Below are 19,977 nucleotides of genomic sequence, written 5' to 3'. Positions count from 1 at the left end.
CGATGCGCCGCCGCACCGTCGAACCGCGGCCGGGCTGGCAGGCCGCGGTCGAGGCCCAGGGCCTGATCTACGCCGTCTGCGAGGACCCCCGCGACCCCGGCGCCGAGTACGCGTACTGGGACGAGAGCGCCTACTACGAGTTCTCGCTGCCCGAGGTCGAGTCGCTGGAGGAGGTGGTCGAGGAACTCCACGGGATGTGCCTGGAGGCCGCCGACCACGTGGTGCGCACGGGCCGGTTCGCCGACTACGGCATCACCGACCCGCGGCTCGCCGAGGTGATCGCCGCCTCCTGGCGGCGGCGCGAGGAACAGCCGTCCCTGTACGGGCGGTTCGACCTGGCGTACGACGGCACCGGCCCGGCGAAGATGTTCGAGTACAACGCGGACACCCCGACCTCGCTGATCGAGGCGGCCAGCCCGCAGTGGTTCTGGATGGAGGAGCGCTTCCCCGAGGCGGACCAGTGGAACTCGCTGCACGAGCGGCTGGTCGCCGCCTGGGCCCGCCAGAAGGAGCTGCTGCCGCCCGGCCCGGTGCACTTCGCGCACTCGCGCGGCGACTCCGAGGGCGAGGACTGGATGACCACCCTCTACCTCCAGGAGACGGCCGAGCAGGCCGGTCTGGAGACGGTGTCGATCGCCGTGGAGGACATCGGCCTGGACGGGCTGACCGGCCGGTTCGTCGACCTGCAGCACCGCTACATCCGCTCCGCGTTCAAGCTGTACCCGTGGGAGTGGCTGGCGGAGGACGAGTTCGGCGAGCAGTTGCTGGCCACCGTCGACCTCGGCGGCTCCACCGGCTCCACGCTGTGGATCGAGCCGCCGTGGAAGATGCTGCTCTCCAACAAGGCGCTGCTGGCGGTGCTGTGGGAGCTCTTCCCCGGCCACCCCAACCTGCTGCCGGCCTACCTCGACGGGCCGCGCGAGCTCACCGCCACCGGGTACGCGGCCAAGCCGCTGCTCGGCCGGGAGGGCTCGGGCGTGCGGATCGTCGAACCGGGCGGCGACGAGACCCTGCTGCCCGCCTGGGCCGGCGCACCGGACCGCTACGGCGCCGAGGGGTTTTGCTTCCAGCAGCTCTGCCCGCTGCCGGTCTTCGACGGCAACCAGCCGGTACTGGGCGCCTGGGTGGTGGACGGCGAGGCCGCCGGCCTCGGCATCCGCGAGACGCACGACTCGCCGATCACCCACGTCGGCGCGCGCTTCCTGCCGCACGTCATCGTCTGAGCGCCGGCCGGCCCGCGGCGCACCGCCGCGGGCCGGCGGGGCGTCAGGCGTTGTGCTCGACCATCCGGTCCAGGCAGACGGCGACGGCGAGCAGCAGCGGCACGTCCGCGCCGTCCGCGATCTCCACGCCGTAGGTGTCGCGGATCCGGAACCACTTGCGGGAGATCTCGGCGACGGTGTCGCCGTCCGACTCGACCTTGTACTCCTTGTCGATGAGGTCGCCGTGCACCTCCAGCTCGCCGCCGGCCTCCAGCTCCACCAGGTACTTGTCGCGGAACGGCGTGAAGAGCTTCTTGCGGACGGTCGCGACGGTGTCGCCCTCGGCGTTCTCGATCCGCATCGCGTCGCGGACGGTGAGCACCTTCTCCTTGATGACGGCGACCACCGCGCCGGACGGGTCCTGCAGCTCGAAGGTGTCGCGCAGCCGCAGCACCTTGCCGTCCACCAGGAAGGCCTTCTCGCCGTCGCCGTCCTCGATCCAGTAGTCGTCGCCGACCGCGAACAGCCGCTCCTTGACCACGTACTTCATGCCTGCCTGCTTCCCTCGACGGACACTGCCGAGCACATCGTGCCGGACGCCGGGCCGCAGGTCAGCCCTCGGCCGCGCGGCGGGGCGCGGAGACCGGCCGTCCGGGTGCCGTCAGTCCGCGGCGGGCCGGGCGCGCAGCCGGCGCAGCATCCGGGCGTCCTGGAAGCCGACCGAGCGGGCGGCCGACTCCACGGTGGCGCCCCGGCCGATCAGGTGCTCGGCGTGCTCCAGGCGCAGCAGCTGCTGGTAGCGCAGCGGGGTGAGGCCGGTCGCCTCGGTGAAGCGCCGGGTGAGGGTCCGTTCGCTGACCCCGGCGCCGGCGGCCAGCCCGGAGAGCAGCAGCGGGTCGGCGAACCGGGCGTCGATGACGTCCTGCACCCGGTGCACCGCGTCGCTGAGGTGGGCGCGGTGCCGCAGCATCGCGCTGTCCTGCTGCTCGTCGCCGTTGCGGCGGGTGTGGACGACCATCGTGCGGGCCACCTGGGCGGCGACGTAGGGGCCGTGGCGGACCGCCAGCAGGTGCAGCGCCAGGTCGATCCCGCTGGCGATCCCGGCGGAGGTGAGGACGCGATCGTCCTGGACGAACAGCACGTCGGGGACGACGGAGGCCCGCGGGTGGCGGCGGGCGAGCTCGTCCTGCAGGTCGTGGTGGGTGGTGCAGCGGCGGCCGTCCAGCAGGCCGGCCCGGCCCAGCGCGTCCGCGCCGGAGCAGATGCTGGCCACGGTGCCGCCGGCCGCGTGGTGGGCGACCACCCGCTGCAGGGTCTCCCGGGTGAACACCGGCCCGGTCGGCAGGCTCGGCGAGCGCCAGCCCGGGACGACCACCAGGTCACCGGCGGACAGCCCGGGCCACCGGGTGGCGGCCTTCAGCCCGATGCCCTGGGCGGTGGTGACGTCCTCCTGCTCGGCCACGTACCCGATCTCCCAGGCGTGGCCGAGGTCGGCCGCCGCGGAGAAGACCTGGGCCGGACCGGCGAGGTCCAGCAGGTGCAGCCGCGGCGCCAGCAGGAAGACCACCCTGGTCACGATCCGGTCAGCTCCTCCACGGTGGCGATCCGGGCGAAGCGCCGTGCGAGGGCGTACTCGGTCCGGGTGATGATCTCGTCGGTGGACAGGGTACGCGGGTCGGCGAGGACCTCCGCCAGGCTGCGGCCGGCGGGGGCGTCCCGGTGCTCGATCGGGTGGGTGGCGGTGGCGTCGGTGACGAACACGACCCGGTAGCCGAGGTCGGAGGCGACCCGCGCGGTGGTCTCGCAGCACTGCTCGGTGCGGATGCCGCTGACCACGACCTCGCCGACGCCGTGCCGGGTGAGCTGCTGCTGCAGGTTGGTGGTGGTGAATGCGTTGTGCGAGGTCTTGGTGAGGACGGGCTCGCCGTCCTCGGGCTTGAGGCCGTCCATCAGCCGCACATGCCCGGACTCCGGGTCGAAGGGGGTGCCGCTGCCGGGCTCGGTGTGCAGGATCCACACCACGAGGTCGTCCTTCTCCCGGGCGGCGGCGACCAGCCGGCCGACCTTGTCGGCGATCCCCGGATCGGAGACGGCCTCCCAGTTGGGCAGGCGGCGGAAGGACTCCTGGACGTCGATCACGACGAGTGCGCTCTTCATGTCCTCCATGGTGGCCGCCGGCGGGCCCGCACCCCAGACATGATCACGTCCCGCACCGGAACGATCCGGTCACCGGCACGGGGCGCCCGCGATCAGTCGGACAGGTGCCAGAGCAGCCGGTAGTAGGCCGTCCGCTCCCCGTCCGGTGCGATGCCGTAGGCGTCCAGCAGCGGCTTCTCCCAGCCCGGGCCGTAGTTCCAGACGGTGCTCCAGGTGGCGACGGCGAGGTCGGCCCAGCGGTCGGCGGCGCCGAGCGCGCCGAGGTCGACGTGGCCGGTCCACCGCCCGTCGTCGCCGACCAGCGTGTTGGGGGCGCAGGCGTCGCCGTGGCAGACCGCCGGGCCGTCCGGCGGCGGGACGTCCTCCAGCACGCGCAGCGCCTGGTCGACGGTGGTGAACCGCGGCAGCCCCTCGGGCCGGTCGGCGGGGTCGATCAGGCCCGCCGCGGCCCGGGCCCGGACGGCGCCGAGCCTGGCCCCGGCCGACCAGTCGAACGGGCACCCGTCGACCGGCAGCGCCTCGTGCAGGGCGCGCAGCCCCTCGCCGACCGCCCGGACGGCCATCGCGGGATCGCGCAGCCACCGGTCGTCCACCGCGGACCGCCCGGGCAGCCCGGCCGTGGCGAGCCACGAGCCGTCCTCGTCCGACCCGGCGGCGAGCACCACCGGCACCGCGGTGAACCTCGCCGCCCAGCGCAGCCGGACGGCCTCGGCCTCCAGTCCGCGACCGGCACCGGCCGGCAGCCACTTCACGAACTCCCGTTCCCCGTCGGCCCCGACCTGGAAGGTCAGCCCTCCGAGGAGGTTGCGCCACACCGGCCGTACCGGTCGCCCGGCGGCGAACTCCACGACGGACGGCGGGACGGCGACGGGCCCCCGGGGCTCACTGGCGACGATCACCGCCCCATTCTCGCCCGGTCCGGCCGGCTTCTGGCCCGGGGGCCCGCACGGCGGCGGACGGCAGGGTGTATGAATCGTGTGCCTACATGAAGAGGGGGACTTCCACTCATGCGGAAGATCGTGTTCAGACGGGCCGTCGCGGCCCTGGCCGGCGCCGCGGCGCTCGCGCTCTCGGCCCCGGCCGCGACCGCGACCGCCGCGACCGCCGTGCCCGCACTGCAGCCCGCCGCCGCGGGAACGTCGGCGTTCCTGCAGAGCGGTCAGCAGCTCACACCGGGTCAGAGCCTCGTCAGCGGCGAGACGGCCCTGGTGATGCAGGGGGACGGCAACCTGGTGCTCTACCTGGTCGGCCCGACCGGCAACCACGGCCCGGCCGTGTGGAGCAGCGGCACCTACGGCCACCCCGGCGCCTACGCCGTCATGCAGCCGGACGGCAACCTGGTCGTCTACCGCCAGGGGCGGAGCGCACCGGCGGACGCGCTCTGGAGCACCCGCAGTTGGGGCCACCCGGGGGCGTACGCCCAGCTGCTGGACGGCTGGTGGGGCGTCAGCAGCTCGATCAACGGGACGCTCTGGCAGACCACCACCGGCCTCGCACCGGCGGTCGACGGCGCCTCGCGGCCGGAGGGCGTCCTGGACCGGAGCCGGGGCATCCGGCCCGGCCAGTGGATCAGGTCGAACTCGACCTGGCTGGTCAACCAGACCGACGGCAACCTGGTGCTCTACCGGAAGCGGGACGGCGCCGCGCTCTGGTCCACCGGGACGTGGAACCGCCCGGCGTCGATCGCGTTCCTCTCGAACGTCACGGGCGCCATGTACCTGTCCAACGCGTCCAACGGCCTGATCGGCTGGTCGACCCCGAACCTGCACGCCCCGGGCGCCTACGCGCGGGTGCAGGACGACGGCAACCTCGTGATCTACCGGCCCGGCCGGTCGGACCCCGCCGGCGCCCTCTGGTCCACCGGGACCTGGGGCAGGGCGTAGCCCCGCGCCGGCGGTCGCGCCGGTGACCACCCGGGCCCCGGCCGCCGCGGCGGCCGGGGCCCGGCCCGGAATGCCGGCCGGGCCCGATGGGGTTGGATGAGGTCATGGCTACACGTGCACGCGTACGCGCCCCCGAACTGGTGGGCAAGGGCGGATGGCTCAACACCGGCGGCAAGGACCTGACGCTGGCCGACCTCCGCGGCAAGATCGTCATCGCCGACTTCTGGACCTTCTGCTGCATCAACTGCCTCCACGTTCTGGACGAACTCCGGGAGCTGGAGGAGGCGCACCGCGACACGGTGGTGATCGTCGGCGTCCACTCGCCCAAGTTCGTCCACGAGGCCGACCACCGGGCCGTGGTCGACGCGGTGGACCGGTACGAGGTGCACCACCCGGTGCTGGACGACCCGGAGCTGGCCACCTGGAAGCAGTACGCGGTGCGGGCCTGGCCGACGCTGGTGGTGATCGACCCCGAGGGCTACGTCGTCGCGCAGCACGCCGGCGAGGGCCACGCGCACGCGATCGCCGCCCTGGTCGAGGAGCTGGAGGCCGAGCACGCCGCCAAGGGCACGCTGCGCCGCGGCGACGGCCCGTACGTGCCGCCCGAGCCGCAGGCGGGCGACCTGAAGTTCCCCGGCAAGGCCGTGCGGCTGCCGGACGGCCACTACCTGGTGGCCGACTCCGGGCACCACTCGCTGGTGGAGCTGGCCGAGGACGGCGAGACGGTGCTGCGCCGGATCGGCGACGGCGAGCGCGGCCTGGTGGACGGCGCCGCTCCGCGGTTCAGCGAGCCGCAGGGCCTCGCCCTGGTGCCGGACGGCCTGGACCTCGGCTACGACGTGGTGGTGGCGGACACCGTGAACCACGCACTGCGCGGCGTCCGGCTCTCCGACGGCAGCGCCACCACGCTGGCCGGCACCGGCCGGCAGTGGTGGCAGGGCTCGGCGACCGAGGGGCCCGCCCGGGAGGTCGACCTCTCCTCGCCCTGGGACGTCGCCTGGTTCGACGGCCGGGTGTGGATCGCCATGGCGGGCGTGCACCAGCTGTGGGCCTTCGACCCGGCGGCCGACACGGTCGCGGTCGCGGCCGGCACCACCAACGAGGGCCTGGTCGACGGCCCGGTGGCCGAGGCCTGGTTCGCCCAGCCGTCCGGCCTCGCGGTCTCCGCGGACGGCGAGCGGCTCTGGGTGGCCGACTCGGAGACCTCGGCGGTGCGCTGGGTTTCACGTGAAACACGTTCGGTCCACACCGCGGTCGGCACCGGCCTGTTCGACTTCGGCCACCGCGACGGCGCCGCCGAGCAGGCGCTGCTGCAGCACCCGCTGGGCGTCACCGTGCTGCCCGACGGCTCGGTGGCGATCAGCGACACCTACAACCACGCGCTGCGCCGCTTCGACCCGGCGACCGGCGAGGTGACCACCCTCGCCACGGACGTCCGCGAGCCCTCCGGCGCGGTGGTCGTGGACGGCGACATCGTCGTGGTGGAGTCGGCCCGGCACCGGCTGACCCGGCTGCGGCTGCCCGAGGAGGCCGTCCGGGTCGAGTCGGTGGCGCACCGCACCCAGCGCGCCGCCACCGAGGTGGCCCCCGGCGCCCTGCAGCTGGACGTGGTCTTCCAGGCTCCGTCCGGGCAGAAGCTGGACGAGCGCTACGGCCCGTCCACCCGGCTGCTGGTCAGCTCCACCCCCCCGGAGCTGCTGCTCTCGGGCGCGGGTGCGGACACCGACCTCTCCCGCGAGCTGGTGCTGAACGAGGCGGTCGCCGAGGGCGTGCTGCACGTGTCGGCGATGGCGGCGTCCTGCGACGACGACCCGGAGATCGAGTACCCGGCCTGCCACGTGCACCAGCAGGACTGGGGCGTGCCGGTGAAGCTGGTGGCCGGCGGCGCGGGCCGTCTGCCACTGGTGCTCGCCGGCATGGAGTGACCGGCGGCGGGTGAAGGCCCGGGGGCCGCCCGCCCGGCGGCCCCCACCGCCTGCGGACGGCCCTCCGGGCCCGGGGTTCCTCTTGGGGGGCGCCTGCGCCCGGGCTCAGCCCTCCAGGAACGCCTTGAGGGCGCTCGCCAGCAGGTACGGGTCCTCCGCGCCGCACAGCTCGCGGGCGGAGTGCATGGAGAGCGCGGCGATGCCGCAGTCCACGGTGGTGATGCCGAGCCGCGCCGCGGTGATCGGGCCGATGGTGGTGCCGCAGGGCATGGCGTTGTTGGAGACGAAGGTCTGCCACGGCACGCCGGCCTTCTCGCAGGCCGCGGCGAACACCGCCCGGCCGACGCCGTCGGTGGCGTACCGGTTGTTGACGTTGACCTTGAGGATCGGGCCGCCGTTGGGCATCGGGTGGTGGCCCGGCTCGTGCCGCTCGCTGTAGTTGGGGTGCACGGCGTGCCCCATGTCGGAGGAGAGGCAGACGGTGCCGGCCAGCGCCCGGGCGCGGTCCTCGGCGGTGCCGCCGCGGGCGTACACGGTGCGCTCCAGCACGTTCCCGAGCAGCGGGCTCTGCGCGCCGGTGTCGGACTCGCTGCCGGTCTCCTCGTGGTCGAAGGCGGCCAGCACCGGGATGTACGCCAGCGGGGCGTCGCCGGTGGCCGCGGCGGCCAGGGCGGCGGTGCCGGCGTGCACCGAGAGCAGGTTGTCCAGCCGGGGGCCGGCCAGCAGTTCGCGGTCGCGGCCGAGGTAGGAGGCGGGCTGCACGTCGTGGGTCATGAGGTCCCAGCCGGCCACGTCCGCGGCGGCCACGCCGGCCTTGCCCGCGACGTACTCCAGGAGCGCGCCCTCGGTCACCTCGCCGATCCCCCAGATCGGGGTGAGGTGGCGCTGCTTGTCGAGCTTCAGGCCCTCGTTGACGGCGCGGTCCAGGTGGATGGCCAGCTGCGGGACGCGCAGCAGCGGCTCGTCGATCTGCACCAGCCGGGCGCTGCCGTCGCGCAGCGCGAGGCGGCCGGAGATGCCGAGGTCGCGGTCGAGCCAGGTGTTCAGCGGGACGCCGCCGTAGATCTCCACGGCGACCTGGCGCCAGCCGGAGGCGCCGGTGTCCGGGATCGGCTTGACCCGGAGGTTGGGCGAGTCGGTGTGCGTGCCGACCACCCGGAACGGCGTCTCGGGCCCCGCCCCCTCGGGCACGTACCAGGCGATCAGCGCGCCCCCGCGGATCAGGTACCGGCCGCCGGCCTCGGCCCCCCAGGCGTCGGTCTCCAGGACCCTGCGGAAGCCCGCCTTCTCCAGGCGCTCGGCCGACGCGGCCACGGCGTGGTAGGGCGAGGGCGCGGCGCCGAGGAAGGCGATCAGATCGTCGGTGTGCGTCCGGTCGAAGTGGGCCGGGCGGTCGGCGGTCGACATGCTGCTCCTGGGTTGAGGGAGGTCGGACGCCGGATGGGGGTACCGGGTCCGCATCTGAGCATATGCCCGTACACGGACATGACGCGGCGAACTCAAAAACGGTGACACAACGGTGAGGACACCGGGACACAGTGCATTCCGGACCGTCCGTCAGACCGTCCGTGACGTGGAGTTTGCCCGGTTCCGTCCGGCGGAGAAACGCCGTGGGGCCCGGTCGGTGGACCGGGCCCCACGGCGTGAGGGTGTGTCAGGCAGACTTCAGGGGCCTCAGAAGGCCTCCTCCGCGAGGTCCATGATGTCCTTGTCCACGGCCTCCGCGATCAGGCGCTGCGGGGCGGTGGTCGGCAGGACGTTGCGCGCGAAGAAGCGGGCCGCTGCGACCTTGCCCTGGTAGAAGGGGACGTCCTTCTCCGAGGCGCCGGCCTCCAGCTTGGCCAGCGCGACGGCGGCCTGGCGGAGCAGCAGCCAGCCGATGACGACGTCGCCGGAGACCAGCAGCAGGCGGGTGGCGTTGAGGCCGACCTTGTACATGTTGGTGACGTCCTGCTGGACGGCGGTCAGGTCGGCGAGCATCTTGCCGACGATCGCCTCCAGGTCGCCGGCGGCCTTGCCGAGCGCCTCGCGCTCGGCGGCCAGGGCGTCGCCGCCCTCGCCGGTGGCGATGAACTTCTGGATCTGCTCGGAGACGGCGGTGAGCGCCTGGCCGCCGTCCTTGACGATCTTGCGGAAGAAGAAGTCCTGGCCCTGGATGGCGGTGGTGCCCTCGTACAGGGTGTCGATCTTGGCGTCGCGGATGTACTGCTCGATCGGGTACTCCTGCAGGTAGCCGGAGCCACCGAAGGTCTGCAGGGACTGGGCGAGCTGCTCGTAGGACTTCTCCGAGCCGTAGCCCTTGACGATCGGCAGGAGCAGGTCGTTCAGGCGCTCGGCGGCCTCGTCGGTCTCGCCGCGCAGGCGGGCGGCCAGCACGTCGTCCTGGACGGAGGCGGTGTAGAGCACCAGGGCGCGCATGCCCTCGGCGTACGCCTTCTGCGTCATCAGCGAGCGGCGGACGTCCGGGTGGTGGGTGATGGTGACGCGCGGGGCGGTCTTGTCCAGGAAGTTGGCGATGTCCGCACCCTGCACGCGCTCCTTGGCGTACTCGAGGGCGTTCAGGTAGCCGGTGGACAGGGTGGCGATCGCCTTCGTGCCGACCATCATGCGGGCGAACTCGATGATCTTGAACATCTGGCGGATGCCGTCGACCTTCTCGCCGAGCAGCCAGCCCTTGGCCGGGTGCTTGGCGCCGAAGGTCATCTCGCAGGTGTTCGAGGCCTTGAGGCCCATCTTGTGCTCGACGTTGGTGGCGTAGGCGCCGTTGCGCTCGCCGAGCTCGCCGGTCTCCCAGTCGAAGTCGTACTTCGGCACGATGTAGAGGCCGAGGCCCTTGGTGCCGGGCTTGCCGCCCTCGGGGCGGGCCAGCACCAGGTGGATGATGTTGTCGGACATGTCGTGCTCACCGGAGGTGATGAACCGCTTCACGCCCTCGATGTGCCAGGAGCCGTCCTCCTGCTTGATCGCCTTGGTGCGGCCGGCGCCGACGTCCGAGCCGGCGTCCGGCTCGGTCAGCACCATGGTGGCGCCCCAGAGGCCGTCGACCATGCGCTGGGCGACCTTGTGCTGCTCCTCGGTGCCCTCCTCGTAGACGACGCCGGCGAAGGCCGGGCCGGAGGAGTACATCCAGATGGCGGGGTTCGAGCCGAGGACCTGCTCCGCGTAGGCCCAGACGAGGGAGGACGGGGTCACCTGGCCGCCGATGCCCTCCGGGATGCCCAGGCGCCACCACTCGGCGTCCATGAAGGTCTGGTAGCTCTTCTTGAACGTGGCCGGGATCGGCGCGGTGTTGGTCTCCGGGTCGAAGACCGGCGGGGTGCGGTCGGTGTCGGTGAAGGACGCGGCGAGGTCGTTCTCGGCGAGACGGGAGATCTCGCTGAGGATGTTCTTCGCGGTGTCGACGTCCATGTCGGCGAACGGGCCGGTGCCGTACACCTGCTCGCGGCCGAACACCTCGAACAGGTTGAACTCCACGTCCCGCAGGTTGGACTTGTAGTGACCCATGACCGTTTCTCCGGTTCGTCTGCTTGCCGTGGGCCCGCCGATCGAGCGCCACTTACCCACCAGTACGCACCATGATGCTACCCGGCAGTAACTTGGGCAAGCCCTCTCACGGCAAAGCCTTATGAACGTGGTCACGTCCCACAACCCCGGGCGCGCACACGTTGTGAGGTCCGTCCCCCCTGCAATGCGCCCCGGCCCGCTAGCCTTGTCCCGTGTACGGCTACGAGCAGACCGCGTACCAGGACCCCTACCAGCAGCAGGCGGGGATGAACGGCATGCCCGGCCCCGGCCCGTACGGCGACCCCCAGCAGGGGGCCGGCCAGCAGTCCCTCTACCCGGAACCCTCGCCGCCCTCGCTGGCCGACGCCGTCCGGGCCTTCACCACCGGCTCGATGCCGGTCGAGGACTTCCAGGCGATCTTCATCACCTCCAAGGTGCACTGCCCGCGCGGCGACCGCCCCGGCTTCCTCGCCCTGCACAACACCCCCACGCCGGTGATCCCGATGTTCAGCTCGCTCAAGGAGCTGCGTCGCTACGCCGGCAAGGAGTCCAAGCACTTCAGTGTCACGGGCGCGGAGATCCTCGACCTGCTGCCGACCGGCTACGGCTTCGCGCTCGACATGGAGGGCGAACACCGGATGGTCTTCGACGCGAAGGCGGTCGAGCAGATGGTGGACTTCACCATGCGCCGGATGTACGGCTGACCCGAACCGTGCGGGAGGTCCTCCGACCTCCCGCACATCCGTGACCATTTAGTTCAATCTTCAACTTGCTATTGGTTGAGGATTGAACTAATCTGTCGGACGTAGGCCGGAGAACCCCCCAGAAGGAGGCCGACATGCCCGCCGTGACCGTCGAGAACCCGTTGACCCTTCCGCGCGTCGCCACCCCCGACCCCGCGGTCGCGGCCGCCCGCCCGGTGCTGGCCGTCGCCACCGCGCCCGAGGGCTTCGAGGGCGAGGGCTTCCCCGTCCGCCGCGCCTTCGCCAAGATCAACACCAAGTTCCTCGACCCGTTCATCATGATGGACCAGATGGGCGAGGTGGAGTACGCGGCCGGGGAGCCCAAGGGCACCCCGTGGCACCCGCACCGCGGCTTCGAGACCGTCACCTACCTGATCGACGGCGAGTTCATCCACAAGGACTCGCACGGCGGCGGCGGCCACCTCGGCGGCGGTGACACCCAGTGGATGACGGCCGGCTCGGGCATCCTGCACATCGAGACCCCGCCGGAGTCGCTGGTGCTCAGCGGCGGCCTGTTCCACGGCATCCAGCTCTGGGTCAACCTGCCCGCGAGCGACAAGATGACCCAGCCGCGGTACCAGGACATCCACGGCGGCCACGTGAAGCTGCTGACCAGCCCGGACGGCGGGGCCGTGCTGCGGCTGATCGCCGGCGAGCTGGACGGCCACCGGGGCCCGGGCGCCACCCACACCCCGATCACCCTGCTGCACGCGACGATCACGCCGGGCGCCTCGGTCACCCTGCCCTGGCGGCCGGACTTCAACGCCCTCGCCTACGTGCTCAACGGCGACGGCACGGTCGGCGACGAGCGGCGTCCGGTGCGCACCGGCCAGGCCGTGGTCTTCGGCGACGGCGACACCGTCACCATCACCGCGGACGCCAAGCAGGATTCGCGCCACCCCAACCTGGACGTGATCGTCCTGGGCGGGCGGCCGATCCGCGAGCCCGTCGCCTGGTACGGCCCGTTCGTGATGAACAGCCACCGGGAGCTGGAGCAGGCCATGAAGGACTTCCAGTCCGGCTCGTTCGGGCAGCCGACCGACTGACCCGCACCGATCGACCCGACCGGGGCCCGGCAGATGCCGGGCCCGGGGCGTGTCAGCGGCTCCCGCCGCGTCCGGGCCGGGCTCAGATCCGGGCGTAGAGCGCGGAGGCGTCGTCCGACTTCTTGCCACGCGGCCAGCGGGTGCACTCGGCGTCGGCCGCCTCGACCGCCCGCACCTGGGCGATCAGCTCGGCCGGGCCCGACTCCGCCAGCAGCCGCAGCGCGTCCGACCAGCTGCCGAGCCGGAAGCGCTCGGTGAAGCGGGCCGCGCCGTCGGTCAGCGCGGCCACCCCCCGCAGGTCGGCGAGCGGGACGAAGCCGGTCTCCGCGTGCTCGGCGGCGCGCGGCGTGGCGGCCGCGATCCACGGGCCGTGCCCGGAGTTCCGGGCCGCCCGGACGGCCTGCGCGTACGCGAGGTAGAGCTCGGCCCGCTCGGTGCTGCCCGGCACGGTCGTCCAGACCTGCCGGCGCAGCAGTTCGCCGCCGGGGAAGCGCTGGTTGTCGCCGATCACCCGGGGCGCGCCCTCGCGCGGGTGCAGCACCAGTAGCGAGTCGCCGAGCACCAGGTACTCCAGCGAGCCGCCGACCGTGCGGGCGGCAACCACCATGGCGGCCGGGGTGTTCGGGTTCCCGAGGTCGCAGCGGCCGCCGTGCAGGGCCGCCGTCTCCACGATGGCGTCGCCCAGGCACTGGGCGATCGAGCGGTCGGCCCGGTCGGTGAGCCGGGCGAGGAGGTGCACCCCCAACCGTCTGGCGTACCAGGCGGTGCCGTGGCGGCACCCGGACTCCAGGTCCTTCGGCATGCTGGAGCCGTCGAGCAGCACCAGTGCTTCGGCGGAGGCGGCGGCGAAGTCCTCGCTCTCGCGTCCCGGCCCGTACGGTTCTCCGGCGAGCTGTACCTGCATCGGACCAGTCTGCGGGCGGGCGGCCGCCCGGTACAGGGGTCGGACGGGCTCGTGCGGCTCGGCCGGCGTGCGCCGGGGCGCGCGGTGGCGACCGGTCGGAGCGCGGCTTACGGTCGGGGGATCACCCGCTCTCGCCCCAGGAGTGTGCGATGGTCTGGCAGTTCTTCGTCCTCGTGATCGCGTCGATCGGGTTCCCGATCCTCGCGCTCTTCTACCTGATCGGCGGCCCCCGCTTCCCCGACGAAGTGAAATGAACCCGCCGAGCGACCGCCGCCGTGGCAGGGTGTGCACTGCACCCGGCCCCTGTCCCGGGGCCCCGTACCGGAGGTCGCGCCATGAGCAAGGAATCAGCCCCACCCGCCGAGCAGTCCGAGACCGGGGCAGCCCCGGCCGAGGCGGCCGCCGAGGCACCCGCCCAGGAGGACGTGAAGGCGAAGTTCCTCGCCGCGCTGGAGCGCAAGCAGGGCGGCCGCGGGAGCGGCGGCGCCGGGCAGGGCGGCGAGGGCTCGAAGATCCACGGCACCCACTCGGCGGCCGGCGGCAAGCGCACCTTCCGCCGCAAGAGCGGCGGCTGACCGGACACAGGACGGCGGGCGGATCCCGGAAGGGGTCCGCCCGCCGTGCGTTCTCCGGCCGGGCGCCCGCCTCCCGGCTCCCCTCTCCTACCGCGCCGCCGGCACGGCGGCGCCCGAGGTGCCGCCCTCGGCCGGGACGGCGGCCCCGCCGGCCGGCTCGGTGAGGAAGCCGAGCACGTTGTCGAGCACGGCCGGATCGGTCAGCACCCGCTGGTGGCCGAGCCCGGTGGTGGCGAGCAGCCGCACCCGCTCCCCGTAGGCGGCCTGCAGCCGGCCGGCCTGGCGGAACGGCACCACCGGATCGCCCTCGTCGTGCACCACCAGGGTCGGCGGGACGCTGTCGGCCGGCCGGCCCGCGGCGTCGAAGCGTTCCCAGACGTTGCCGGCCCCGGGCAGGAGCACCTCCTCGACGCGCCGGGCGACCTGCCGGGAGACGGGCTCGGACAGCCCGAGCTGCGCGCGGAAGCCGCCGATCACGAAGCGGAAGTCGGTGACCCCGGCGACGGCCACCAGGCGGTCGGCCCGCAGGCCCTCGGCCAGCGCGTGGAAGGCGCAGGCCACCCCGAAGGAGTGCGCGACCACGGCCTCGTAGCCGCCGTCCTGCTCGTGCAGCCGGCCGATGGCCTCGCCGAACTCCAGGATCGTGGTGGTGGAGCCGGCCGAACCGCCGTGGCCGGGGGCGTCGAAGGCGACCGGGCTGCGGCCCTCCGCCAGCAGCCGGGTCACCAGCGGGGCGAAGCGGGCGGCCCGGGACTGCCAGCCGTGCACCAGCAGCACCGGGTGGCGGCCGTCGCCCCAGCGGTAGACCGCGGTGCGCTTGCCGGCCACCGTGAGGTGCGAGGTGCGCGCCCGGTCGTGGACCTCGCGCTCGGCCGGGCGGACGCGGCTGCGCCCGGCGGGCCGGCGGAAGAGGCCGAAGGCGGCCCGGCCGGCGAGGTCCGGGGAGATCAGCGCGGCTGTGTTGAGCGCGGCGCCGACGAGGGTCTTGGTGCGGTCCATGGTGTCTCCCCGGTGGAGGTGCGGGGCGGGTGGAGCCTGACGGAGCGAGATATTAGCACGATCGTTCGTGCAGTTTTTGGGCCGTGGAATTCCCCGGGTGGCGGCACGGAAGGTCAGGCCAGGAGTTCGGGGGTGGTCGCGGCGCCGCGCAGCAGCGCCAGGACGCCGGCCGCGGCGAGGTCGTAGCGGCGCTCCTCGCCGTACAGCAGCGACTGGGCGTTGGCCGCCTCCAGCATGCCGATCAGGCCGAAGACCAGCAGGTCGAGGTCGGCGTCGGCGCGGAGCTCACCGGCCGCGCGGGCGGCCCGGGCCAGCTCGCCGAGGTGCTCCTCCCAGACCCGGGCGGCCGCCGCCAGGGCGTCCCGGACGGGGCCGGGCCGGGCGTCGAACTCGGCCGACACCGCGTAGAAGAAGCAGCCGCCCGGGAAGACCCTGCGCCGGGAGTACGCCAGCCAGGAGTCGCAGACCGCCCGCAGCCGGCCGAGCCCCGGGGGCAGGTCCTCGACCGGGACGACCACCGCGTCCCGGAAGATCCGCTGGGCGGCGCGCACGGCGGCCAGCTGCAGCTCCTCCTTGGAGCCGAAGCTGGCGAACACCCCGCTCTTGCTCAGCCCGAGGTCGGTGGCCAGCCGGCCGATCGACAGGGCCTCCAGGCCCTCGACGGAGGCGACCTCCACGGCACGCCCCAGCACCGCGCGGCGGGTCTCGTTGCCCCGCTGCACCCGTCCGTCCGTGGTCGGCGTCTCCACCGCGCTCCTCCGCCGGCCGTCCTCGCTGTCGGCGGCCAGCCTACGCCGCGAGGCGCGCCCCGATCACGGCCGCGGCGGCCAGCAGCCGCTCGTCGCCGCCCTCCGCACCCACGCACTGCAGGCCGAGCGGCAGCCCGTCGAGCGCACCGGCCGGCAGCGAGACGGCGGGCAGCCCCGCGTAACTCCACGGCAGCGACATCACCGCGCTGCCGGTGGAGTCCAGGCCGACCGGCGCCGGGCCGGTGGCGGCGGGGGTCACCCACACGTCCACGCCCTGCTCGGCCGTCACCTCGGCCACCCGGCGCCGGAAGTCCGCCCGCGCCGCCAGCGCCGCCCGGTGGTCGGCGCGGTCGACCTCCCGGCCGTGCCGGATCGCGGCCACCGTCTCCGGCCGGTACAGACTGCCGAAGCGGGTGAAAAGGTCGTGGTGCACCTGCGCCAGCTCGTACCGGATGATCGTCCGCAGGTGGTGCTTGACGGTGTCGAAGTCGCCGAGCACGTCGACCCGGCGGACGGTCAGGCCGAGTCCCTGCACCGTGCGTTCGAAGACGGCCAGCGCCTCGGGGTGCACCTCGTCGAGGTACCCGCCGACGGGGACGCCGAGCACGGGCCCGCGCTCGGACGCCGCGTCGGGCCGGCCGACCGCGGCGGCCCGGGTGTCTCCGTCGACCCGGGTGTCCTCGTCGGCCCAGGTGTCGCAGATCAGCGCGGCGGCCAGCCGCACGCCCTCCAGGTCCACCGCGTAGCACCCGAGGGCGTCCAGCGTCGGGGCGTGCGGGATGACCCCGTCCAGCGGGATCCGGCCGTACGTCGGCCGGAAGCCCACCACGCCGCAGTACGCCGCCGGCCGGATCATCGACCCGACGGTCTGGGTGCCGATCGCCAGCGGCACCAGGCCCGCCGCGACCGCCGCCGCCGAACCGCTGCTCGACCCGCCCGGGGTGCGGCCCGGGTCGTGCGGGTTGCGGGTCGGCCCGGGCGCGAGGACGGCGAACTCCGCCGTCACCGTCTTGCCCGCGATCAGCGCCCCGGCCGCGCGCAGCCGTCCCACCAACGGGCCCTGGGGCCCGGCCAGCACGCCCGGCGGCAGCGCCGAACCCGCGTGCGTGGGCAGGCCGTCGACGTGCACCACGTCCTTCACGCCGACCGCCACGCCGTACAGCGGCGGACGCCCGGCCGGATCCGGGTACCGCGCCTCCAGCTCCTTCGCGGCCGCCGCCAGCCGGTCGTGCCGGCCGAGCTCCGGGACGAAGGCGCGCAGCGCCGGGTCGATCCGGTCGATGCGGGTGCACAGCCGCTCGACGTGCTCGGCGAGCGGCGGCTCGCCGGCCCGCAGACGGGCGGCCGCGGGGACGAGGGGCGTGATCGGCTCCATGGCGCCCACGCTACGGGCCCGCCGGGCCCGGGACAGGCGGTCGGGTCACTCGTGCTCGGCCGGCATGTACGGCGTCTCGCGCAGGAACAGCGCCCCGCAGGTGTGGCAGTTGTGGTCCGGCGAGCGGGACCACAGCTCCGGGTCCTGCACCGTCGCCGTGGGGCTCAACTCCCGCCCGCAGAGGGCGACGGAGGTGCCGTCGTGGGTGATGTGCCAGGTCTTCACCCCGTCGGACGGGCCGGACGGGCCGTACTCGGCGTGCATCTGATACCTCATGCCGCCATGCTGCGCCGGGGCCGGTCGGGTGGCAATCCGGCGGCCGGGCGCACCCGGCGGGGCGCTCCGCCCGGGCGGTCAGGAGGCGGCGCGCAGCAGCGCGTCGTCCTGCCACTTGAGGACCTTGTCGAAGCTGACGATCGCGCCGCGGAGGGGGTGGTTGCGGAGCTGGACGTGGTCGGTGAGGGCGTGGATCAGGAAGAGGCCGCGGCCGGACTCGGCGCCGAGGTCGGGCAGGACGTCCGGGTCGGGGGTGCGGACCTGGACGGGGCGGCCGGCCGGCAGTACGTGGGTGTCGTACGGACCGGGCCGGTCGGTGCGGCGCGGGTGGCGGCCGCCGGGTGCCGGGGGGCCGAGGGTGGCCCGGCCGCGGCGGGTGCGGCAGCGGCGCGGGGCCGGTCGGGCCGGGCCGACCGGGCCGCGGTGGCCCTCGGCGGGCAGCACGCCCGGGACGGCCGGCGCGATCGGCGGCAGGCCGGGCCCGGAGTCGACGACCTCGATCCGCAGCCGGTCGCCCGCGATCGCGGCGGTGACCTGGAACCCGTCGTCGGGCCGCCCGGTCGCGGCGTGCTCGACCGCGTTCGCGCAGGCCTCGGTGAGGGCGATCCCGAGGTCGTGGGCGACCTGCGGGTCGACGCCGGCGGTGTCCATGGCGCCGAGCAGGATGCGGCGGGCGAGCGGCACGCTGGCCGGGTCGCGCTTGAGGTGCAGAGTCCACCAGATGTCCACGGGAGGTCCCTCCTGGCTGCGGCTCCACATACGACTAGGTATCTCCGGGGGTTTCGGCGGCGAACCGTCGGCGCGCGCCGCGACCGCCCGTTCGGCGGATGGACTGGTGCGGAACAGTGTGCCGCGCGGCGCACGCTCCGGCCTGCACGCCGGGCCGAAAGGGTCATTCGGCGCATTTCCCACCCTGCCCGTGGGAGGGGTGTGAGCGGTGAGATGATGGCCCGGCCATGACTGCCCACCCCGCCGCCCCGTTCGCAGGCGCCGCCGCCCCCGCCGACGGGGTGCAGGCCGCGGCCTGGGACCTGCGGGTGGCGCGTGCCGTGCCGTTCGCGCTGGTGTGCACGCTGGTGGCGGCCGCCGGGCACGCGGCGGTGGGCGGCGGGGACGTCGCCCTGCCCGCGCTGGCGGCCGGCTTCGCCGCGGTGGTGCTGCTGGCGGCGGCGCTCGGCGGGCGCGAGCGCTCGCTCGGGGCGATCACCGTGGCGCTCGGCGCGGGCCAGTTGGGCCTGCACCTGTTCTTCCACACGCTGACCCCGGCCCGTGCCCACCACATGGCGGGCATGTCGATGCCGGAGGCGGCCGGCCGGCTGCTCTGCGACGACATGCCCGGCAACGGGACCACGCAGCTGCCCGCGGGGACGACCCCGGAGCAGCTGATCAGCGACGCCGGCCTGGACCCGCACGCGTACGCCGCGGCGGGCACCGGGCACGCCGCCTCCGGCCTGTTCGGGACGAGCCCGGCGATGCTGCTGGGCCACCTGGCGGCGGCGGTCGTGGCCGGCTGGTGGCTGCGGCGCGGCGAGGCCGCGCTCTGGCGCCTGGTGAAGCTCACCGCGGCGGCGGCCCGGGAGTGGTCCGCACCGCTGCGCCGTGCGGTGGCGATGCTCGCCGCCGTCCTGCTCGGGGTACCCGCGGCCGCGCCGGCCGTGCCCCGGCGCCGGGCCGAGGACGTGCCGCTGCCCGGGGCGCTCGCCCTGGTGCACAGCCTGGTGCGGCGCGGGCCGCCCGTGGTGGCGTTCGCGCGCTGACCGGGCCCGGGACGGGCTCGTGGCGCGCTGCCGGCCGGACCGCACCGACGCGGCTCGGCCCTCACAGCCCCCACCACCAGCCCGGCGCATCCGTGCGGCCCCGTCGCCGCCGTGCGCCCCGCTCCCCAGGGAGAGCCCATCATGCGTACCACTCCTGCCCGCCGGACCGCCCTCGCCGCCGCCGTCGCCGGTGCCGCCGTCGTCGTGCTGGCCGGACCGGCCGCCGCCCACGTCACCGTCCAGCCGGGCAGTGTCCCGCAGGGCGGCTACACCGCCGTGGCGTTCCGGGTGCCGGACGAGAGTGACACCGCCTCCACCGTGAAGCTGGAGGTCAGCCTGCCGATGGACCACCCGCTGGCCTCGGTGCGGATCCAGCCGCTGCCGGGGTGGACGGCCGTCCTGGAGAAGTCCAAGCTCGACAAGCCGCTGAACTCGCACGGCAAGGACATCACCGAGGCGGTCTCCAAGATCACCTGGACCGCCGACGCCGGCACGAAGATCGCCCCCGGTCAGTTCCAGGAGTTCCGGGTCTCGCTCGGTGCCATGCCGACCGACACCGACAAGCTGACCTTCAAGGCGCTGCAGACGTACGACAACGGCGAGGTCGTCCGCTGGATCGAGGAGGCCAAGGAGGGCCAGCCCGAGCCCGCCAAGCCCGCCCCGGTGCTGACCCTCACCAAGGCCGCCGACGCCTCCGCCGCGCCCGCCGCGGACCACCACGCCTCCCAGGACGCCTCCGGCGACCGGGCCGCCGCCGAGGCCGACGACTCCACCGCCCGTACCCTCGGCGTGGTCGGCATCGTGGTCGGCGTGATCGGTGCCGCGCTCGGCGTGGCCGGCCTGCGCCGCAAGAGCGGCTCAGCCTCCTGACCCGGTGCCCGG

The 19,977-nt window shown here is 74.2% G+C and carries 20 protein-coding genes; 8 read left to right on the top strand and 12 right to left on the bottom strand.

Translation table 11 applies throughout. From position 1 onward, the window contains the following. The first annotated feature begins 2 nt into the window (after positions 1-2). On the top strand, positions 3-1,223 hold the full coding sequence (locus IE98_RS0121120) for a glutathionylspermidine synthase family protein (protein WP_030271148.1): 1,221 nt from the start codon (positions 3-5) through the stop codon (positions 1,221-1,223). Between the two features lie 43 nt (positions 1,224-1,266). On the opposite strand, the gene IE98_RS0121115 is transcribed toward IE98_RS0121120, so the two are convergent. From IE98_RS0121115 to IE98_RS0121100, 4 genes are all read right to left on the bottom strand, one after another. After that, complete coding sequence (locus tag IE98_RS0121115; RefSeq protein WP_030271145.1) at positions 1,267-1,752, bottom strand: LURP-one-related/scramblase family protein; 486 nt, start codon at positions 1,750-1,752, stop codon at positions 1,267-1,269. A 111-nt stretch (positions 1,753-1,863) separates the two neighbouring features. Beyond that, positions 1,864-2,778: a GlxA family transcriptional regulator gene (locus IE98_RS0121110; protein ID WP_030271143.1), complete on the bottom strand. Its 915-nt coding sequence runs from the start codon at positions 2,776-2,778 to the stop codon at positions 1,864-1,866. Beyond that, positions 2,775-3,359, bottom strand: a complete 585-nt coding sequence (locus IE98_RS0121105; RefSeq protein WP_030271140.1) for a cysteine hydrolase family protein — start codon at positions 3,357-3,359, stop codon at positions 2,775-2,777. The genes IE98_RS0121110 and IE98_RS0121105 overlap by 4 nt, the downstream gene beginning before the upstream one ends. Positions 3,360-3,451: 92 nt before the next feature. Continuing rightward, positions 3,452-4,258, bottom strand: a complete 807-nt coding sequence (locus IE98_RS0121100) for an aminoglycoside 3'-phosphotransferase (protein WP_030271137.1) — start codon at positions 4,256-4,258, stop codon at positions 3,452-3,454. A 108-nt stretch (positions 4,259-4,366) separates the two neighbouring features. Between IE98_RS0121100 and IE98_RS0121095 the strand changes: the two genes are divergently transcribed. Both IE98_RS0121095 and IE98_RS0121090 read left to right on the top strand, forming a co-directional pair. Continuing rightward, positions 4,367-5,242, top strand: a complete 876-nt coding sequence (locus IE98_RS0121095) for a hypothetical protein (protein ID WP_030271135.1) — start codon at positions 4,367-4,369, stop codon at positions 5,240-5,242. Positions 5,243-5,346: 104 nt separating this feature from the next. Beyond that, positions 5,347-7,167, top strand: a complete 1,821-nt coding sequence (locus IE98_RS0121090) for an NHL domain-containing thioredoxin family protein (RefSeq protein WP_030271132.1) — start codon at positions 5,347-5,349, stop codon at positions 7,165-7,167. A gap of 105 nt (positions 7,168-7,272) precedes the next feature. On the opposite strand, the gene IE98_RS0121085 is transcribed toward IE98_RS0121090, so the two are convergent. Continuing rightward, entirely contained in the window at positions 7,273-8,574 is a 1,302-nt protein-coding gene (locus tag IE98_RS0121085) for a M18 family aminopeptidase (RefSeq protein WP_030271120.1), read from the bottom strand. 267 nt (positions 8,575-8,841) lie between these two features. Beyond that, entirely contained in the window at positions 8,842-10,671 is a 1,830-nt protein-coding gene (locus IE98_RS0121080) for an acyl-CoA dehydrogenase (RefSeq protein WP_030271118.1), read from the bottom strand. Positions 10,672-10,883: 212 nt separating this feature from the next. Between IE98_RS0121080 and IE98_RS0121075 the strand changes: the two genes are divergently transcribed. Together IE98_RS0121075 and IE98_RS0121070 are read left to right on the top strand one after the other, a co-directional pair. Next, the gene (locus IE98_RS0121075) at positions 10,884-11,375 is read left to right on the top strand and encodes an SseB family protein (protein WP_030271115.1); all 492 of its coding nucleotides are present in this window, start codon (positions 10,884-10,886) and stop codon (positions 11,373-11,375) included. A gap of 134 nt (positions 11,376-11,509) precedes the next feature. Then, positions 11,510-12,460 (top strand): pirin family protein, encoded by a 951-nt coding sequence (locus tag IE98_RS0121070; protein ID WP_030271112.1) that lies wholly within the window; start codon positions 11,510-11,512, stop codon positions 12,458-12,460. Positions 12,461-12,542: 82 nt separating this feature from the next. Here the strand turns inward: IE98_RS0121070 and IE98_RS0121065 are convergent, their stop codons facing one another. After that, entirely contained in the window at positions 12,543-13,364 is an 822-nt protein-coding gene (locus IE98_RS0121065; RefSeq protein ID WP_030271110.1) for a protein phosphatase 2C domain-containing protein, read from the bottom strand. Between the two features lie 335 nt (positions 13,365-13,699). On the opposite strand from IE98_RS0121065, the gene IE98_RS50145 reads away from it, so the two are divergent. Next, positions 13,700-13,939 (top strand): DUF5302 domain-containing protein, encoded by a 240-nt coding sequence (locus tag IE98_RS50145; RefSeq protein WP_030271108.1) that lies wholly within the window; start codon positions 13,700-13,702, stop codon positions 13,937-13,939. Positions 13,940-14,026: 87 nt separating this feature from the next. Here IE98_RS50145 and IE98_RS0121050 read toward each other — a convergent pair whose 3' ends face one another. The 5 genes from IE98_RS0121050 to IE98_RS0121030 all read right to left on the bottom strand — a co-directional run bounded on the left by IE98_RS0121050 (position 14,027) and on the right by IE98_RS0121030 (position 18,067). Next, positions 14,027-14,938: an alpha/beta hydrolase gene (locus tag IE98_RS0121050; RefSeq protein WP_030271106.1), complete on the bottom strand. Its 912-nt coding sequence runs from the start codon at positions 14,936-14,938 to the stop codon at positions 14,027-14,029. 113 nt (positions 14,939-15,051) lie between these two features. After that, positions 15,052-15,687 carry a TetR/AcrR family transcriptional regulator gene (locus IE98_RS0121045; RefSeq protein WP_030271105.1) on the bottom strand — a complete coding sequence of 212 codons (636 nt, stop codon included), beginning with the start codon at positions 15,685-15,687 and terminating at the stop codon, positions 15,052-15,054. A 40-nt stretch (positions 15,688-15,727) separates the two neighbouring features. Then, on the bottom strand, positions 15,728-17,062 hold the full coding sequence (locus IE98_RS0121040; RefSeq protein WP_030271103.1) for an amidase: 1,335 nt from the start codon (positions 17,060-17,062) through the stop codon (positions 15,728-15,730). A gap of 45 nt (positions 17,063-17,107) precedes the next feature. Next, positions 17,108-17,338 carry a hypothetical protein gene (locus IE98_RS0121035; protein ID WP_030271102.1) on the bottom strand — a complete coding sequence of 77 codons (231 nt, stop codon included), beginning with the start codon at positions 17,336-17,338 and terminating at the stop codon, positions 17,108-17,110. Positions 17,339-17,416: 78 nt separating this feature from the next. Beyond that, the gene (locus tag IE98_RS0121030; protein WP_030271101.1) at positions 17,417-18,067 is read right to left on the bottom strand and encodes an ATP-binding protein; all 651 of its coding nucleotides are present in this window, start codon (positions 18,065-18,067) and stop codon (positions 17,417-17,419) included. A 227-nt stretch (positions 18,068-18,294) separates the two neighbouring features. Between IE98_RS0121030 and IE98_RS0121025 the strand changes: the two genes are divergently transcribed. Beyond that, positions 18,295-19,095 carry a hypothetical protein gene (locus tag IE98_RS0121025; RefSeq protein ID WP_052390761.1) on the top strand — a complete coding sequence of 267 codons (801 nt, stop codon included), beginning with the start codon at positions 18,295-18,297 and terminating at the stop codon, positions 19,093-19,095. A 141-nt stretch (positions 19,096-19,236) separates the two neighbouring features. After that, complete coding sequence (locus tag IE98_RS0121020; RefSeq protein WP_030271099.1) at positions 19,237-19,965, top strand: YcnI family protein; 729 nt, start codon at positions 19,237-19,239, stop codon at positions 19,963-19,965. Positions 19,966-19,977: the final 12 nt, after the last annotated feature.

Origin of the sequence: Streptomyces sp. NRRL B-24484 (assembly GCF_000717715.1) — a bacterium.
GTDB lineage: Bacteria > Actinomycetota > Actinomycetes > Streptomycetales > Streptomycetaceae > Kitasatospora.
Note: the sequence above shows the minus strand (reverse complement) of the source record. Positions and strands in the feature narration are given on the sequence as shown.

What these genes read in the sequence shown, in the direction of transcription:
- IE98_RS0121120 (WP_030271148.1), top strand. Translation starts at nt 3, where the DNA reads ATGCGCCGCCGCACCGTCGAACCGCGGCCGGGCTGGCAGGCCGCGGTC.
- IE98_RS0121115 (WP_030271145.1), bottom strand. Translation starts at nt 1,752, where the DNA reads ATGAAGTACGTGGTCAAGGAGCGGCTGTTCGCGGTCGGCGACGACTAC.
- IE98_RS0121105 (WP_030271140.1), bottom strand. Translation starts at nt 3,359, where the DNA reads ATGAAGAGCGCACTCGTCGTGATCGACGTCCAGGAGTCCTTCCGCCGC.
- IE98_RS0121095 (WP_030271135.1), top strand. Translation starts at nt 4,367, where the DNA reads ATGCGGAAGATCGTGTTCAGACGGGCCGTCGCGGCCCTGGCCGGCGCC.
- IE98_RS0121090 (WP_030271132.1), top strand. Translation starts at nt 5,347, where the DNA reads ATGGCTACACGTGCACGCGTACGCGCCCCCGAACTGGTGGGCAAGGGC.
- IE98_RS0121085 (WP_030271120.1), bottom strand. Translation starts at nt 8,574, where the DNA reads ATGTCGACCGCCGACCGCCCGGCCCACTTCGACCGGACGCACACCGAC.
- IE98_RS0121080 (WP_030271118.1), bottom strand. Translation starts at nt 10,671, where the DNA reads ATGGGTCACTACAAGTCCAACCTGCGGGACGTGGAGTTCAACCTGTTC.
- IE98_RS0121070 (WP_030271112.1), top strand. Translation starts at nt 11,510, where the DNA reads ATGCCCGCCGTGACCGTCGAGAACCCGTTGACCCTTCCGCGCGTCGCC.
- IE98_RS0121065 (WP_030271110.1), bottom strand. Translation starts at nt 13,364, where the DNA reads ATGCAGGTACAGCTCGCCGGAGAACCGTACGGGCCGGGACGCGAGAGC.
- IE98_RS50145 (WP_030271108.1), top strand. Translation starts at nt 13,700, where the DNA reads ATGAGCAAGGAATCAGCCCCACCCGCCGAGCAGTCCGAGACCGGGGCA.
- IE98_RS0121050 (WP_030271106.1), bottom strand. Translation starts at nt 14,938, where the DNA reads ATGGACCGCACCAAGACCCTCGTCGGCGCCGCGCTCAACACAGCCGCG.
- IE98_RS0121040 (WP_030271103.1), bottom strand. Translation starts at nt 17,062, where the DNA reads ATGGAGCCGATCACGCCCCTCGTCCCCGCGGCCGCCCGTCTGCGGGCC.
- IE98_RS0121035 (WP_030271102.1), bottom strand. Translation starts at nt 17,338, where the DNA reads ATGAGGTATCAGATGCACGCCGAGTACGGCCCGTCCGGCCCGTCCGAC.
- IE98_RS0121025 (WP_052390761.1), top strand. Translation starts at nt 18,295, where the DNA reads ATGACTGCCCACCCCGCCGCCCCGTTCGCAGGCGCCGCCGCCCCCGCC.
- IE98_RS0121020 (WP_030271099.1), top strand. Translation starts at nt 19,237, where the DNA reads ATGCGTACCACTCCTGCCCGCCGGACCGCCCTCGCCGCCGCCGTCGCC.